Genomic DNA, 15992 nt, shown 5'->3' with positions numbered 1-15992 from the left:
CCGGGGGCGCCTGCACGAAAATTCCGGGTTGACGGCAAATCGGATTTGAGACGGTCCGGGCGGCCGCCCCCGTCAGCGGAGCGAGGACGCGTCCGAGGCGACGGGCAGGAAGCTGATGCGCAGGCTCGTGCCGGTCGCCCTGGCGAAGCGCTCCAGCGTCCGCGCCGAGGGTTTCGAGCGTCCGGCTTCCAGACGGGCGATGGCGCTCTGCGAGGTCTCCATCCGTGCCGCCAGCTCCTCCTGCGTGAGACCGGCCCGAGACCGGGCCGCGATCATCGCGTGTGCCAGGGAGAATTCCTCTTCGAGGGCCTCGTATTCCCTGCGATACGCCGCGTCCTTCATCCATCCGGCGTGCAGATCCGTCAGCTTGGTCATTGAACCTCCTGCGCGGCGATCATTGACCCCGTCTGTCCGATATCTTGACCTCATCCTGAGGTGCCTGCGCCAGCGGGCCTCGAAGGAGGGCTCCAGGGATCGCGCGGCCGGCTGGAGGGCTCCTTCGAGGCCTCCGCTACGCTCCGGCACCTCAGGATGTGGTCGAGGGTGGGAGCGGTGGGTGCCTCCGCCTCACCGCCCGAACCGCTCGAATTTCGGGAAGCTGCGCGCCATCATCAGGCCGACCTCGGCGCGGTGGCCGAGCCACTTCTCCAGCACGCCCGCGTTGGCGAGCCGTCCTTCCGCCGAGCCGTCCTGCCAGGGCAGGCCGTCGGCGAGGGAGAAGACGTGCGCGTGGGTGAGCCGCCCGCTGCGGCAGCGCTGGAGCCGCACGCCCTTGCCGCGGGACAATTCCGCCACCTCGGAGAGGGGGAAGACCAGCAGCAGCTTCTCCGAATTGACCGCCGCGACGTGGTCGCCCTCGGCCGGGACCAGCACGGTGGCGACCGCGTCGCCGTCGAGGCCGAGCACGCCCTTGCCCTTGCGGGTGTTGGCCACCAGCGCGTCGGCCGGCGCCACGAAGCCGCGCCCGTCCGAGCCGGCGACCAGCAGCTTGGTCTCCGGCCGGTAGGGGAGCGCGGCCACCACCTCGGTGCCGTCGTCGAGATCGACCATCAGCCGCACCGGATCGCCGAAGCCGCGCCCGCCCGGGAGCTTCGACGCCTCGATGGTGAACACCTTGCCGTTCGAGGCGAGCAGGAGGATCTTCTGGGTGGTCTCGCTGAGGAAGCTGATCTTCAGCCGGTCGTCGCCCTTGAAGGCGACGCCGGAGAGGTCGGCGACGTGGCCCTTCAGCGCCCGGATCCAGCCCTTCTCCGAGACGATCACGGTGATCGGCTCGCGCTCGACCAGCGCCGCGGTCAGGTCGATGCCGCCGACATCCGGCGGGTTCTGGAGGGTGGTGCGACGCTTCCCCAGCTTGGTCTCTGGCCCGAAGGTCTTCCGGACCGCCCGGATCTGGCTCTGGATCGTCTTCCACTGCGCGGGCTCGGAGGCGAGCAGCGCGTCGAGATCCGCCTTCTCCGCGGTCAGCGCGTCGAACTCGCGCTTCAGCTCCATCTCCTCCAGCTTGCGCAAGGACCGCAGGCGGGTGTCGAGGATGGCGTTGGCCTGGACCTCGGTCAGCGCGAACCGGGCCATCAGCGCGGCCTTCGGCTCGTCCTCCTCGCGGATGATGCGGATCACCGCGTCGAGGTCGAGGTAGACGATCAGGAGGCCGCCGAGAATCTCCAGGCGGCGGTCGATCTGCGCGAGGCGGTGGCGCGAGCGGCGCTGGAGCACGACGCGCCGGTGATCGACCCACTCGCGCAGGCACTCGGCCAGCCCGATCACCCGCGGCACGAGGCCGCCGACCAGCACGTTGAGGTTCAGGGGTACGCGGGCTTCGAGTTCCGTCAGCCGGAACAGCGACTCCATCAGGATCACCGGGTCGACGCTGCGCGCGCGCGGCTCCAGCACGACCCGCACGTCCTCGGCCGACTCGTCGCGCACGTCGGCGAGCAGCGGCAGCTTCTTCTCCTGGAGAAGCTCGGCCATCTTCTCGATCAGCCGGCCCTTCGGGATGCCGTAGGGGATCTCGGTGACGACGATGTTCCAGGTGCCGCGGCCGAGATCCTCCTTGTGCCAGCGGGCGCGGACCCGGAAGGCGCCGCGGCCGGTGCGGTAGGCTTCGGCGATCGACGCGGCCGAGTCGACGAGGATGCCGCCGGTGGGGAAGTCGGGCCCGGCCACGAACTTCACGAGCTGGGCCGAGGTCGCCTGCGGGTTGTTGATCAGGTACAGCGCCGCGTCGCACAACTCGGCCGCGTTGTGCGGCGGGATCGAGGTCGCCATGCCGACCGCGATGCCCTGGCTGCCGTTGGCCAGGAGGTTCGGGAAGGCCGCCGGCAGCACCACCGGCTCCTCCTTCTCGCCGTTGTAGGAGGGCCGGAAATCGACCGTGTCCTCGTCGATCCCGTCGAGCAGCAGGCGGGCGACCTCGGTCAGGCGCGCCTCGGTGTAGCGATAGGCGGCCGGGCCGTCGCCGTCGATGTTGCCGAAATTGCCCTGCCCGTCGACCAGCGGGTAGCGCTGGGCGAAGTCCTGGGAGAGCCGCACCAGCGCGTCGTAGATCGCCTGGTCGCCGTGGGGGTGGAAGTCGCCCATCACGTCGCCGACGATCTTGGCGCACTTCTTGTGGGCGGTGTTCGGGTCGAGCCGCAGCAGCCGCATCCCGTACAGGATGCGCCGGTGCACCGGCTTCAGGCCGTCGCGGGCGTCGGGCAGCGCCCGGTGCATGATCGTGGAGAGCGCGTAGGCGAGGTAGCGCTCCTCCAGCGCGGATTTCAGCTCGACGCTCTCGATGCCGTCGCCGGACGGCGGCTCGAAGGGCTGGCCCATGACGGCTCCGCGATCACCCGAAATTAGAACGTAACGCGAACAGATTTAAGCCGCTTCGCGCCCGAGCGCAACGAAGCGCGCCCGCTCTTCCGGCACGCCGAGGCCGCGGGGACCCCAGACGTGCCGGTCGAGGAAGTAGCCCGTCAAGGTAAACCCTTGGGCAACGCCGTCCGGCCCCGGCGGTCCGCCGCGGTGGAGGAAGCCCGGCAGCGGCAGCAGGCGGTCGCGGTAGGGCTCGCCCGCCGAGGCGCTGACCGCGCGGCCGGTCTTGGGCGAGACGTAGGCCAGGGCGTCGTTGGCCCCCGTGGCGGCGCAGGCCGTGAGGTCGAGGCCGAAGCCGAGCTCGGCCAGGATCGCCAGCTCGAAGCGCACCATCAGCGGCGGCGCCACCGCCCCGTCGTCGAGGTGGTCGATCAGGATGCCGGCCGCCGCGTAGAGCGCCGGGTGGGGATCGCGCTCGGGCAGGAGGCGCAGCAGCGCGGTCATGTGCGCGAGCCCGTAGAGCGCGAGGCTGGAGCCGATCAGCCGCGACACCGCGCTCGCCAGCGGCTCGACGCGGAAGGCGCCCAGCCCCTCGTCGAGCCGGGCGCGCCACGCCACCCGCACCCGGTTGCCGGGCTGGAGCACGGGCTGCAGCCGGCGCGAGCGCCCGCCGTGCACGAGGCCGAGATGGCGCCCGTGCTCCGCGGTCAGCGCTTCGAGGATGACGCCGGTCTCCCCGTGCCGGCGCAGGCCCAGCACCAGGGCGTCGTCGGTCCATTGCATGGGGGAGATATAGGGGCTGGACGGGCGGAAATCCGGTGTGCCCCGCGGCCGGGATCGCACCGTGGGATCTTCCACCCGCGCGGCATCCCTCCCCTCTCTGCGGGGGAGGGTAGGCCAATGGGCACCCTCGGCGTCAGCGAGGGTCGGGAGAGGGGAGCTCGGTGTCAGGCGAGGTCTCCGCAGCTCATGCCGGGCGCCGAATCCGGCACCGTCGCTCCCCTCTCCCGACCCGCTTCGCGGGCCACCCTCCCCCGCAGAGGGGGGAGGGAGATGCACGTGTCTTGTTCAGTTTATGTCTGCTGAGTTGTATTATCGCTTCGCTCAAAAAATCGCTTGCCGTCGAAATAGTCTTGGCCCGAATTGCGTATCGCTCGAAAAAATTCCATGCCGACGCGCCCTCTCCTCATCGCCCTCCCGCTCGTCGCCCTCGCCACGGCCGCCCACGCCGCGCCGAAGGGCAAGGCCGACGACGCCCCCTCCCCGGCCCTCAAGGAACGCATCGCCGCCCTCGCCCTCCGGCAGGTCGCCTTCGGCTCGGTGTCGCTGCTGCCGGTGCGATTCGAGCACGCCCGGCTCGCCGGGCCGATCGAGGACGGGGGGCGGACGCTCTACTGCGTGTCGGCGCAGATGAAGGGCCGCAGCTTCGGCAAGCCGGAGCGGCCGAAAGCGGTGCTGCGCTACGAGGGCGACCGGCTCAGCGCCATCGACGACGACGAGGTCTGCACCGGCCACCGCAGCCGGCCGTTCCCGGAGCTGGAGAGCCTGGGCAACAAGCCCTGAGCCGCAGCGCCGGCCGCCTGACCGGTCACAGCCACGCCCGCTTCTGGACCAGCGCCACCCGCGCCCCGGCATGCTCCGCGTCCGGGTTGCGCAACTCGCGGAATCCGGGGGCGCGCCCGGTGGTCAGGTAGACCACGAGAACGAGGCCGAGGGTGATCTTCGCGCGCATCGCCGGGGCTGCTCAAGCCTGCTGCCTAAGCGCGGGTGTCTAGGATCGATCGCTTTTTAACGGGTTGCTGCGGCGCACAAGACCGGGCCGGGAACCCGGGTTTTCCCCGGAACGCGGTGAACGAAAGGTTGCTTGCGCCGCACGCGCGATCGGCTATGCCCCGCCGGCCTGGCGGGGAGGGACGGATGCGGATCGGCGCTGCGGTACTGGGATTTCTGGCGCTCGTCGCGCCGGCGCGGGCCGCGGGCGGCGCGGCGGAACTGGCGGGCCGCGCGACGCTCGGCGCGGACGAGCGGCCGGTCACCCTGCGGCTCGCCTGCGACCCGGAGGGCTACGGCCTGTCCGCGACGCTCACCGTGCCGCGCTTCGCGGAGCTGTCGCCGGCCTTCGACTTCGACGCCCTGGAGGGGCCGACCGGCAGCACCAAGCCCCTCGCCGCGATCCGGGTCTCGGGCGCGGGCGGCGTGCGGGGCGTGACGGCGGCGGCGAGCGGCGCGGTGGCGGTCGATCCGGCCACCAGCTTCACGCTCACCGTGTCGGGCGCCCGGCGCGGCGAGGACCCCCTGCGCGGGCTCGGCCCCGGCCTGACCGAGGCGGGTGCGCGGATCACCTGGACGCAGTCGAGCCCGCGCAGGTCGGACGCGACCCTCGCGGCCGCGTTCCCGGTGACGGACCCGGCCGCCCTGCGCTCCGCCCTGGCGCCCTGCCTGCCCCGGTAGCGGGCGGCGCCGGGTGCCGACGCGACGGCGGTGGATCGGGCGGAATCGAGCGAACGCCTTCACCGCGCGGCAAGGCCGACCGGCGAGACTGCGGCATGGCCTCGGAAGACCCAACGCTCAGGCTGCTCGCGACCGGCACGGCGCTCGCCGGTGCCGCCGTGCTGATGACCCGGCCGGCGCCGTCCTGGGAGGGCGTCCTCGTCGGGATCTCGTGCGCGGCCGGCTGGGCCGCCCTCACGGTCGCGGCCCGGGCGACGGGACGGCCGCCGCCGCGGCGCCGGCCGCCGATCGCCGCGCGGCAGGTTCAGGTCATGCCCGCGGTGCCGGCGCCGCTCGATCCGGTGGCCGGGCCGGAGATCCGGAGCCACCGCCAGCGGATGGTGGAGCGGCACCAGCGCCTCGGGGGCCGGCGCTCGCTCCGGTCCGGCTAGGCGCTCGCCGCCGAGGCGGAGGCCGGACGAGGACTTGGAGCCGTGCACGATGGCGACGCGTGCGGTGCACGACAGTTCGGCGTCTGCGTCGGCCGATCCTAATCATACGACGTCCGGCTTAAGGGTTCGGGATCGACGCTCTCCGTCTTTGCGAGCGGAGCGAAGCAATCCAGGGGCGCCACCGTCTCAAGCCGCGCGCTGCCCTGGGTCGCTTCGCCTACGGCTCGCGATGACGGTGCGGGGCCGGATCACCGAACGGTTCACCCGGAAACGGTATCAGCCCCCCTCATCCTGAGGCGCCGGAGCGCAGCGGAGGCCTCGAAGGAGCCCTCCAGCCGGGCGCGCGATCCCTGGAGCCCTCCTTCGAGGCCCGCTGGCGCGGGCACCTCAGGATGAGGGGGAGGGTCGGAAACGCCCCTCGGCGCGCCGCGTCGCGGACCGTGCGCAACGCGATCGGGACCGCCTCCAGGAGCCCGCCCCGGCCGTCTCAGCTCACCTCGACCCGGGCGACGCCCGGCAGCGTGCGCAGCAGGCCGGCGATCTGCGGCGTCGCCTGGTAGCGGTCGCGCAGCCGCACCTCGACCTCGCGGCCCTCCAGCCGCAGGATCAGCGAGATCTCGCTCTCGCCGCGCATGGTCAGGCGGCTGTGCACCGCCTGGATGCCGCGGGCGTCGTCGAGGTGGATGCGCATGCCCTTCTGGTGGCGGGCCACCGCCTGATCGAGCGGCTCGGCGGTCTGGATCCGGGCGCGCACGTCCTCGCCCTCCAGGTTCGCCTGGAGCTGGAGCACCAGCGGCCGGCCGGGTTCCAGGATGTCGCGGTAGTGGCCGAGCCCTTCCGAGAAGATGATCGCCTCGAAATGCCCGGTCCGGTCGGACAGGGTGACGATGCCCATCTTGTTGCCGGTCTTCGTGCGCCGCTCCGCCCGGTCGAGGACGGAGGCCGCCACGCGGCCGACGCTGGTGGTCCCCGAGCGCACGGCGCGGCAGAACTCGGCCCAGCTCTGGACGCGCAGCTTGTCGAGCAGGTCGCCGTACTCGTCGAGGGGGTGGCCGGAGATGAAGAACCCGATCGCCGCGTACTCGCGCTTGAGCGTGTCGGCCACCGGCCACAGCTCGTGCGGGGGGACCTTGAGGCCCACGCTGACGGCGGCGACACCGCCGAACATATCGTTCATGTCCTCCTTGATGACCGATGCGCCCTCCTGCGCCATCGTCATCATCGGTCCGACCGCCGCGAAGGCCCGCGCCCGGTCCGGCTCGATGCAGTCGAGGGCGCCGCCCTGGACGAGGTTCTCCAGGGTGCGCTTGTTGACGTGCCGCGGGTTGAGGCGGCGGGCGAGGTCGGCGAGGTCCGCGAACGGGCGGTCGCCCCGCGCCTCGACCAGCGCCCGCACCGCCTCCCGCCCCACGCCCTTGATGGCGGCCAGCGCGTAATAGATCTTTCCGCCCCGCACCTCGAACACCTCGCCCGAGGCGTTGATCGAGGGCGGCTCGACGGTGATCTTCAACCTTTGCGCGTCCTGGCGGAATTCGGCGAGCTTGTCGGTGTTGTCGATGTCGAGCGTCATGGCGGCCGCCAGGAACTCGACGGGAAAGTTCGCTTTGAGGTAGGCGGTCTGGTAGGTCAGCAGCGCGTAGGCCGCCGCGTGGCTCTTGTTGAAGCCGTAATCGGCGAACTTGGCGAGGAGGTCGAAGATCTCGTCGGCCTTGGCCTTGGTCAGGCCGCGCTCGACCGAACCCTTCAGGAAGCGCTCGCGCTGCGCGTCCATCTCGGCGCGGATCTTCTTGCCCATCGCGCGCCGGAGCATGTCGGCCTCGCCGAGCGAGTAGCCGGCCAAGACCTTCGCGATCTCCATCACCTGTTCCTGGTAGACGATGATCCCGAAGGTCTCTTTTAGAATGGGCTCCAGCGTCTCGTGGGGATACCACGACGTCTCATTGCCGGCGTCGCGGCCGAGCTTGCGCTCGCAGTAGACCGGGATGTTGGCCATCGGGCCCGGCCGGTAGAGGGCCACGAGCGCGATGATGTCCTCGAACCGGTCGGCCTGCATCTCGCAGAGCGCCTTGCGCATGCCCGCCGATTCCACCTGGAACACGCCGACCGTCTCGCCCCGGCCCATCGGCTCGTAGGTCCTGGGGTCGTCGAGCGGCAGCGCGGCGAGGTCGATGTGGATGTCGCGCTGCTTCAGAAGGTCGGTGCAGCACCGCAGCATCGTCAGGGTTTTAAGTCCCAAGAAATCGAACTTCACGAGCCCCGCCTGCTCGACCCACTTCATGTTGAACTGGGTCACCCGCATGCCCGTCTTCGGGTCGCGGTAGAGCGGGACCAGCTCCTCCAGCGGCCGGTCGCCGATCACCACGCCCGCGGCGTGGGTCGAGGCGTGGCGGTGCAGCCCCTCCAGCTTCTTGGCGATGTCGATCAGCCGGGCGACGATCGGCTCCTCCTCGATCGCCTGCTGGAGCTTCGGCTCGCCCTCGATCGCCTGGGCGAGCGTCACGGGGTTGGCCGGGTTCTGCGGCACGAGCTTCGTCAGCTTGTCGACCTGCCCGTAGGGCATCTCCAGGACGCGGCCGACGTCGCGCAGCACGCCGCGGGCGAGCAGGGTGCCGAAGGTGATGATCTGCCCGACCTGCCGCTCGCCGTAGCGCTCCTGCACGTAGCGGATCACCCGCTCGCGGCCCTCGACGCAGAAGTCGATGTCGAAATCCGGCATCGAGACGCGCTCGGGGTTGAGGAAGCGCTCGAACAGCAGGGCGAAGCGCAGCGGATCGAGGTCGGTGATCAGCAGCGACCACGCCACCAGCGAGCCCGCGCCCGAGCCGCGGCCCGGGCCGACGGGGATGTCGTGGTCCTTGGCCCACTTGATGAAGTCGGAGACGATCAGGAAGTAGCCCGGGAACTTCATCGTCACGATGACGTCGAGCTCGAAGGCGAGCCGCGCCCGGTAATCGTCCTCGGTGAAGCCCGGCGCGGTGCCGTGCTGCTTCAGCCGCAGTTCCAGCCCGGCCTCCGCCTGCCGGCGCAATTCGGTCGGCTCGTCGGCGACGATGGTCTGGGCGACGCCCTCGGACGCCTCGGCCAGGGCCTCGGCCATCGGCGCTTTCTCGCCGCCGGCCACCGAGCCGAAATTCGGCAGGATCGGCTTGCGGGTCCGCGCCCGCACGGCGCAGCGCATGGCGATCTCGACGGTCGCCGTCAGCGCGTCGGGCAGGTCGGAAAAAATCTCGGCCATCTCGGCCCGGGTCTTGAGGCCGTGGCGCGGGGTCAGCCGGCGGCGGCGCTCGTCCGAGACGAGGCGGCCTTCCGCGATGGCGAGCAGCGCGTCGTGGGCGTCGTAATCGCCGGGACGCGCGAAGAACGGCTCGTTGGTCGCCGCCAGCGACAGGCCGTGGCGGTTGGCGAGGTCGATCAGCGCGGCCTCGACGCGGCGCTCGTCGGGCAGGCCGTGGCGCTGGACCTCGACGTAGAGCCGGTCCTCGCCGAAGGCCGCCTTCAGCGCCTCCATCCGTGCGGCGGCGATCTCGGGCCGGCCGGCGCGCAGGGCCGCGTCGAGGGGCCCGGAGGCGCCGCCGGTGAGCGCGATCAGCCCGTCGGACGCCCCCCGCAGCGCGGCGGCGGCCACCCGCGGCGCCTCGCCGAGCGGCGCGTCGAAATAGGCCCGGCTCGCCAGCCGCAGCAGGTTGGCGTAGCCGGCCTCGTCCTGGGCGAGCAGCACCACCGGGTGGTAGGTCGCTTGATGGCGCCCGTGCGGGTCCGCCGCCTCGAAGGCGAGGCTGAGCTGCACGCCGGCGATCGGCTGCACGCCCTCCTTGGCCGCCTTCTCCGAGAATTCCAGCGCGCCGAACAGGTTGTTGGTGTCGGTGAGCGCCAGCGCCGGCTGGCGGTCGGCGAGCGCCGCCTTCACGAGGTCGCCGACCTTCAGGGCGCCTTCGAGCAGCGAGTAGGACGAGTGGACGTGGAGGTGGACGAAGCCGACCTCCCGGAGCTGGCGTGACATCGCGGGCCTTGTTCGGGGCCGCACAGGATTCCGCCCCCGCCGGCTCCTGTCGATGACCCGGCCGCATCAGCACCCGGATATCCACCGCCCTCCCGGTCGCGACGGCCGATCCGCCGGTTCCGGGGCGCAAACGCGCCGCAACTTCCGGTTTCCTGTGCACAGCCGGTCCGGACCGGGAACCGATCGCGAACGCGCAAGCGGGCGTCAACGAACCGGCGTCAACGCTATCGCCCACGCGCCCACCGCCCCGAACAGCACCCCGAACGCCATGAGCTCGACCATCCCGGTCAGGATCACCCGCTTCAGCATCGCCGCGTCTCCCCTGTGCGTCAGCCCATATGTTCTTGTTTTGTTCCGTAAGGGAAGCGGGGACAGGCGGGATTCACGGGCCGGGGTGGGAACAGGGTTAGCGAACGGTTGACGGCGCGATCGGGTCAACGGCGCGATCGACGGATCCGCCGCCCGTCTCCGGCGAGCGCGGCGAGGCCGCGCGGGCGCGCCGCATCCGCCCGCCGCGCGCAGCCCCACGGTCCACGACGCGGCGAGCCGAGGGGCGTTTTCGACCCTCCACCTCATCCTGAGGTGCCCGCATCAGCGGGCCTCGAAGGAGGCCTCCAGGGATCGCGCGGCTGGCTGGAGGGCTCCTTCGAGGCCTCCGCTTCGCTCCGGCACCTCAGGATGAGGGGAGTTGGTGGGATCGGCCGACGCAAACGCCGAACTGTCGTGGACCGTGGCGCAGCCCTGGGTCGGGTCACCGCGCTCGCGCGACGCCGGCGCCGACGAGCGAGCGGTTCGGACAAAAAGCAAAGAAAGGCCGCCTCAGGCCGCGATCGCCAGATCCTCGGACGCCCCGCGCCCGGACCGGAACGCAGCCAGCAGGTCCGCGTCGAGCCCGTCGAGAACCGCCGCCGCCGCCTCGACCTGCGGGTGGATCGGCTCGGCGACGCCGTCCCGCTCGGCGCGGAAATGCTCCAGGATCTGGCCCGGCAGCGCGTCGAGGATGGCGCCGACGGGGTTGAACGGCGCGTCCGCCGCGGCGAGCGCCGGCTCCGGGACGGCCGCGACCGCGACCGGCTCCGCCGCGTCGATCTCCGGCCTCGCGGCCTCGGGCTCGGGCCGCTGGGCGGCCAGGGCGGCGCGCCACGCGGCGTCGGCGGCCAGCGTCTCCCGGCGCAGGGCCTCGCGGCTGGCCGCCGCCTCGGCGACCGCGCGGGCGGCCTCGCGGGCCGCGTCGCGGGCGGCCTCGGATTCGTAGCGGGTCAGCAGCGCGCCGACCGCGCGGGTCTCCGGGCCCGCCTCCGCCTCGCAGGCGGCGAGCGCCTGCGCGATCATCCGCCGCGACAGGCCCGCCCCGCGCGGGGCGTCCGCGCTCCCCCGCGCGGCGGCCAGCGCCGCCTGCATCGCCGGCAGCAGCGGTTCGGGCAGGCCGGCGCGGCGGTGGAGGTCGGCGACGCCGCGGCCGTCGCGCAGGCCGCGGGCGACCGCGGCGTGATCGAGCCCGGTGAGGTCGGCCAGGGCCGCCGCCACGAAGTCGGACCGCCCCGAGAGCACCGCCCGCAGGATCAGGCCGGCGGTGAGCTGCCGGGCGGCGCGCAGGTGGCGCACGAGGCGGCCGACCGCGGCCGCGCCCGCGCCGTCGCACACGTCGAGGGCCGCGCGCTCCGTCGCCTCGCCCTCCATCCGCTCGCACCGGGCCGCGCCGAGCCAGCCGCACGCGGTCACGAAGGCGGACAGGCTCCGCGCCACGGCGAGGACCACCGCGTGGCGGACCTCCGGCGGCAGGTCGGGCCGGACGAGCAGCGCCTCGCGCAGGGCCGGGCTCGCGCCGTGCCGCTCGACCATGCGCAGCAGGCGCCCGGCGGTGATCCGCGCCGTGGGGTTGGCGGCGAGCGCCACCAGCGTCTCCGCCTCGCCGATCTCGGCGAGCGCCCCCGAGACCGCGGGGGCGAGGTGGTGGCGCCGGGCGATCACCGCCCGCACCCCCGCGTCGCCGAGCGCGGCCGCGTCCACGAGGTCGGCGTCGGTCAGCACCGGCGAGCGGGCGAGCACCGGCCCGGCGACCTCCGGCACGTCGGTGGACAGGGCGACGACGAGCGGGCGCGGCGCCCGGGCGGAGGCTGCGCAGGCCTCGGCCAGGGCCCGGCGCACCACCGGCGCCGGGTCATCGAGGAGCGCGAGCAGGGCGGTCTTGGCCTCCCAGGCCGCGTCCGCGGCGAGGTCGCCGTAGAGGTAGATCTCCGCCAGCGCCGCGGCGGCCTCCGCCCGGCGCGCGGCCGGGGCGTTCTGGGTCAGGGCCAGGAACTGACGCAGGATCATGGGCCGCTCCGGGGGGCGAACAGGCTGGTCTTGTGGGGTATCGTCTTGGGCGCGCCGGCATCGGGCGCGGTCGCGAGGTCCGCCGGGCGGCGCGGGGGCAGCGGCGGGTTCGCCAGGGCGGTGCCCGGCGGGATCGCGGCCGGGGCCGCGGGCGGCGGCGCCGCGGCGGGCAGCGCGCCCGTGTTGGCCGGCCCGTCCTCGGCGGCCGCGGCCCCGGAGCGCGGGAACCACGTCGGTGCCGGCCGCTCGGGCGCGGGCGGCGTCGACCGGCCCTGCCAGAGCCGCGCGGCCGCGTCCGAGACCGCGCCCCGGCTCTCGGTCTGGAACAGGCTGCGCAGGTCGGCGCTGCCGCCGAACCCGGTCGCGGTCGCGGTCCCAGTCGCGGTCCCGGCCCCGTTCGCGGCCGCGGTTGCCGTCGCCGCGGCGGCGTAGGCGGTGGCGGCCCGCGGCGGCGACGGGGCCTCCTGGCGCAGGCCGGTCAGGTCGGTGGCGGAGACGCCCTGGGCCGCCGCCGAGAGGTTGGCGTAGAGTTCGGCGGCGGTGCGCGGGCGCCCGGTGCGGTCGTAGAACAGGCCCCTGTTGGCGGCGGCCGCCTCCGGCAGGTCGAGGGCGGCGGCCCGCTCGGGGAAGGTCCGCGCCGTGCCGATCAGGGCGGCGGCGCCCTTCGCCCCCAGCACGTGCGCGGCGTAGAGGTCGCCCGCCGTCGGCTCGCGGCCGAGCGCGCCGGTCAGCGCCTCGGCGTTCTTCTGGGTGAGCGCGCCGGCGAGCGTCGCCGAGATGCGCGGGTCGCGGCGCAGGTCGAGGATCGCCTGCCGCCGGTCGGCGTCGGGCACCGTGTAGGTGCCGTCGGCCTGCCGGGTGATCGCCTCCGCCTGCTCCGCGAGGCCGAGCCGCGGCCCGGCGCTCTTCATCACCCCGAGCCAGGTCTGCTCGATGAATTGGAACAGGCCGGTGGCCGTCGAGGTCCCGGCCTTGGCCGCCGGGTCGAGGGCCGATTCCCGCCGGGCTGTGGCGAGCAGGTAGTCGAAGCCGACGCCGCTGGCGCTCGCCCCGTCGCGGATCGCCTGCACCACCGGGCCCGCGGCCTGACCCGCTCCCGGGCCGGCGGCCGGGCCCGGGACCGGACGCGCCGCGGCGGCCGGGTTCTCGGAGGGGCTCGACGGCGTGGTGAACAGGAACATCCGGGCGGGCACGGGGTCTGAGGACCCTCCGAGCCTGCGTCGCTTATGGTAAACAACCTCTCAATCCGGCCGCCGTCGGGCCGGCCCGATTCAGGACCCGGTGAACTCGCCCGCGCCCTTCGGCCGGCGCATCCGGAAGCGCGTGTCGGCGGTGGCGTGGAAGTAGTCGAAGTAGCCCCCGCGCATGATCGGGTGCATCGCCGCGGTGTCGACCATCCCGTCCGCGACGAAGCGCGCGTCGACGTAGATCGACACCACCTGCCCGATCACCAGAAAATTGTCCGGCTCGCCCCCGTCGAGCGGCACCAGCGGCACGGTCTGGAGCCAGCGGCATTCCAGCGCCGCGGGCGAGGCCGCCACCCGGGGCGGGCGCACCTTGCGGGACGGCGCGGTCTCCAGGCCGGCGAAGGCGAACTCGTTCTCGCCGCGCGGCAGCGGCGCGGAGGAATCGTTCATGCCGTCGCGCAGGTCCCAGGTGGCGAGGCTGCACACGAATTCGCGCCCCTCCTCCGCGAAGGTCATCGCGTCCTTGCGGCCCGACGAGGAGAAGGCGACCATGTTGTCGGCCACCGCGTTGAAGAACGAGTAGGGCGCGAGGTTGAGCCGCCCCTGCCCGTCCATCGCGCTGATCCAGCCGATCGGCCGCGGCGCGACGATCGCCTTGAGCGGGTTGTGCGGCAGGCTGCGCGCCTCGCGGGGGACGTCGAAATCGTAGTGCACGGCTCATGTCCCTCGCGAGATGCGGGCGCTTCGGTCCGGCGCGGCGGCGCGCGGTGCTGGAATCGGGATGGGGGCTGGAGCCGGTCCCGATCGCGTTGCCCACGATACACGACGCGGCGAGCCGGGGGGCGTTTCCGACCCTCTACCTCATCCTGAGGTGCCCGCGAGAGCGGGCCTCGAAGGAGGGCTCCAGGGATCGCGCGGCCGGCTGGAGGGCTCCTTCGAGGGCGCCGCTGCGCGACGCCGCCTCAGGATGAGGGGGGGTGCTGGGATCGGCCGATGCGAACTCCGAACCGTCGTGTACCGTCCGCGTTGCCATCGTGCACGGCTCTCAGCCTCTGTTTTGACGCGCTCTCTCGCGCCGGGCCGGTGTCCACCCCGGCGGAGAGCGCTCCAGGCCGCTCACGCCGCGACGCGGATCGTCGAGGCGATCTCGTCCACCTCGCTCGACAACCGTCCGTCCGCCCCGCGCGTCACCAGCCCGAGGTCGGCCAGCGCCACCACGTCCGCGTGGACGCGGCGCACATCGCGCTTCAGCGCCCGCGCCAGGGCCCGGACGCCGTCCTCGGGCGAGCGGCGGAGGTGGCGCAGGAGGTCGTACCGCTTCGGGGACAGCACGGCGCACAGGGCGGCCCAGTCCCGGAACAGGATCCGGTCCCCGCCCCCGACGGATCGACCGGCCTCGGCGGCCTTCCAGGCGTCCGCCACGTCCGCCGCCGCGGCGCGCAGGCCCCGGCCGACCTCGATCTCAGTCGTCGCTCGGGTCTCGGCCATGGTCCCTTCTCCAGGCGGCGACGGCCGCCACGAAATCATCGAGCAGGCGGTCGATGCCGGCGAAGCGGTACGGGGCTTCGCCGCCGCGCTCGTGCCGATGATCACCCTTGCCCCGCTCGTTGTCGAAGCCGATCACCCGCTCCCCGTCCACGATGTAGACGAGGCGGTACTTGAAGCCGTGCTTCGCGGGTGGAACCGGTTTCGGTACGCGCCAGACGACCAGTTCGGCGAAATCCCGGTCCCCGAAGACCACCCGGCGGCGGATGACCAGGACCGCTGCCACCGCACCATGATACGGGACGGCGTGTTGTCTTCAAGGGCCAACACGGTCCGACGCGGTTTGTCGGCCCGTCGTTCCGGACCACGCAAACGGTCCGCCGCGGGAGCGGAGCCTCAGAGATAGGTGACGATGTCGGACAGCGCCGGCCGCGGCCGGTCGGAGGGGATCTCCCGGGCCCGGCCGATATGGACGAAGCCCGCCATCCGCTCCTCCGGCGCGAGGCCGAGGGCGTCGAGCACCCGGCGGTCGTAGGTGTACCACTCGGTCAGCCACGCGGTCGAGAATCCCAGGGCGTTCGCCGCGACCACGAGGTTCATGGTCGCCGCGCCCGCCGACAGCACCTGCTCCCATTCGGGGATCTTCGCGTGCGGCCCGGCGCGGGAGACGACCGCCACCGCGACCGGCGCGTGGCTCAGCCGGCGCCGCTCCTGCTCCAGGCGCTCGGGGCCGGCCTCCGGGTTGTCGGCGGCCCAGGTCGCCGCGAGGATCTCCCCGATCCGGGCCCGCGCGTCGCCGGCGATGACGAGGAAGCGCCAGGGGGCGAGCTTGCCGTGGTCGGGCACCCGGGAGGCTGCGGCGAGGATCGTCTCCAGCTCCGCGGCGGACGGCCCCGGCTCGTCGAGGAGCGGCGGCGGCACCGAGCGGCGGGTCCTCAGAAGGTCGAGGGTTGCGTTCATGCGTCTCGGGATCCTCGGCGTGGCGGCCCCAGGATGTGGCACGGGCGCGTCCGGCTGGGAAGCCGCGCCCCGAGCGCGCGCCGAACCGCGGCCTCCGCGACGAATCTTCTTGACTTTTTTCCTTTTCCATGCTCATAGTCAGTCGCCTGCCGCCCGGCGCCGAGGGAGCGATCCCAGGGGCGTCCAGCAGGGATCCGCGCTGGACTGAGCGCGGGTTTGGGCGGCGGGGCGGTGCCCGCGGGGTCAGGCTTCAGTCGGCCGGCCACCCGGGCGGCGCGTCCGGTGCGGGACGGCTCGGGTTGTGGGCATGGAGGCAGGGGCGTACGCGCCCGGCGCGGCACCAAATGAGCCGCGCCCGGACCCCAT

14 protein-coding genes are annotated in these 15992 nt (G+C 73.2%); 3 read left to right on the top strand and 11 right to left on the bottom strand.

Annotated features, from left to right (window positions below; all coding sequences use genetic code 11):
* Nucleotides 1-72: 72 nt before the first annotated feature.
* From Q8W71_RS24570 to recO, 3 genes are all read right to left on the bottom strand, one after another.
* Nucleotides 73-375, bottom strand: a complete 303-nt coding sequence (locus Q8W71_RS24570) for a helix-turn-helix domain-containing protein (RefSeq protein WP_305528043.1) — start codon at nt 373-375, stop codon at nt 73-75.
* Nucleotides 376-567: 192 nt separating this feature from the next.
* Nucleotides 568-2814: a DNA topoisomerase IV subunit A gene (parC, locus tag Q8W71_RS24565; protein ID WP_305528042.1), complete on the bottom strand. Its 2247-nt coding sequence runs from the start codon at nt 2812-2814 to the stop codon at nt 568-570.
* A 45-nt stretch (nt 2815-2859) separates the two neighbouring features.
* Nucleotides 2860-3579, bottom strand: a complete 720-nt coding sequence (gene recO / locus Q8W71_RS24560; protein WP_305528041.1) for a DNA repair protein RecO — start codon at nt 3577-3579, stop codon at nt 2860-2862.
* Between the two features lie 384 nt (nt 3580-3963).
* Here recO and Q8W71_RS24555 point away from each other — a divergent pair, with 384 nt between their 5' ends.
* Nucleotides 3964-4359 carry a hypothetical protein gene (locus Q8W71_RS24555; RefSeq protein ID WP_305528040.1) on the top strand — a complete coding sequence of 132 codons (396 nt, stop codon included), beginning with the start codon at nt 3964-3966 and terminating at the stop codon, nt 4357-4359.
* A 25-nt stretch (nt 4360-4384) separates the two neighbouring features.
* On the opposite strand, the gene Q8W71_RS24550 is transcribed toward Q8W71_RS24555, so the two are convergent.
* Nucleotides 4385-4528 carry a hypothetical protein gene (locus tag Q8W71_RS24550; RefSeq protein ID WP_305528039.1) on the bottom strand — a complete coding sequence of 48 codons (144 nt, stop codon included), beginning with the start codon at nt 4526-4528 and terminating at the stop codon, nt 4385-4387.
* Between the two features lie 185 nt (nt 4529-4713).
* Between Q8W71_RS24550 and Q8W71_RS24545 the strand changes: the two genes are divergently transcribed.
* Both Q8W71_RS24545 and Q8W71_RS24540 read left to right on the top strand, forming a co-directional pair.
* Nucleotides 4714-5247: a hypothetical protein gene (locus tag Q8W71_RS24545; RefSeq protein WP_305528038.1), complete on the top strand. Its 534-nt coding sequence runs from the start codon at nt 4714-4716 to the stop codon at nt 5245-5247.
* Between the two features lie 95 nt (nt 5248-5342).
* Entirely contained in the window at nt 5343-5678 is a 336-nt protein-coding gene (locus Q8W71_RS24540; protein ID WP_305528037.1) for an energy transducer TonB, read from the top strand.
* Between the two features lie 487 nt (nt 5679-6165).
* Here the strand turns inward: Q8W71_RS24540 and dnaE are convergent, their stop codons facing one another.
* From dnaE to Q8W71_RS24505, 7 genes are all read right to left on the bottom strand, one after another.
* A complete protein-coding gene (dnaE, locus tag Q8W71_RS24535; RefSeq protein WP_305528036.1) occupies nt 6166-9678 on the bottom strand; it encodes a DNA polymerase III subunit alpha in 3513 nt (1170 codons plus the stop codon).
* Nucleotides 9679-10497: 819 nt separating this feature from the next.
* Nucleotides 10498-11994 carry a DUF2336 domain-containing protein gene (locus tag Q8W71_RS24530; protein ID WP_305528035.1) on the bottom strand — a complete coding sequence of 499 codons (1497 nt, stop codon included), beginning with the start codon at nt 11992-11994 and terminating at the stop codon, nt 10498-10500.
* A complete protein-coding gene (locus tag Q8W71_RS24525; RefSeq protein ID WP_305528068.1) occupies nt 11991-13175 on the bottom strand; it encodes a lytic transglycosylase domain-containing protein in 1185 nt (394 codons plus the stop codon). Before Q8W71_RS24525 ends, Q8W71_RS24530 begins: the two co-directional genes overlap by 4 nt.
* A 90-nt stretch (nt 13176-13265) precedes the next feature.
* Nucleotides 13266-13895 (bottom strand): flavin reductase family protein, encoded by a 630-nt coding sequence (locus Q8W71_RS24520; protein ID WP_305528034.1) that lies wholly within the window; start codon nt 13893-13895, stop codon nt 13266-13268.
* A 402-nt stretch (nt 13896-14297) separates the two neighbouring features.
* Nucleotides 14298-14669 carry an HVO_A0114 family putative DNA-binding protein gene (locus tag Q8W71_RS24515; protein ID WP_305528033.1) on the bottom strand — a complete coding sequence of 124 codons (372 nt, stop codon included), beginning with the start codon at nt 14667-14669 and terminating at the stop codon, nt 14298-14300.
* A complete protein-coding gene (locus Q8W71_RS24510) occupies nt 14644-14952 on the bottom strand; it encodes a toxin-antitoxin system TumE family protein (RefSeq protein ID WP_305528032.1) in 309 nt (102 codons plus the stop codon). The genes Q8W71_RS24515 and Q8W71_RS24510 overlap by 26 nt, the downstream gene beginning before the upstream one ends.
* Before the next feature lie 110 nt (nt 14953-15062).
* Nucleotides 15063-15626 carry a nitroreductase family protein gene (locus tag Q8W71_RS24505; RefSeq protein ID WP_305528031.1) on the bottom strand — a complete coding sequence of 188 codons (564 nt, stop codon included), beginning with the start codon at nt 15624-15626 and terminating at the stop codon, nt 15063-15065.
* Nucleotides 15627-15992: the final 366 nt, after the last annotated feature.

Source organism: Methylobacterium amylolyticum (assembly GCF_030700245.1).
In the GTDB taxonomy this organism is placed as follows: domain Bacteria; phylum Pseudomonadota; class Alphaproteobacteria; order Rhizobiales; family Beijerinckiaceae; genus Methylobacterium.
This window is presented reverse-complemented; position numbering and strand designations above follow the sequence as displayed.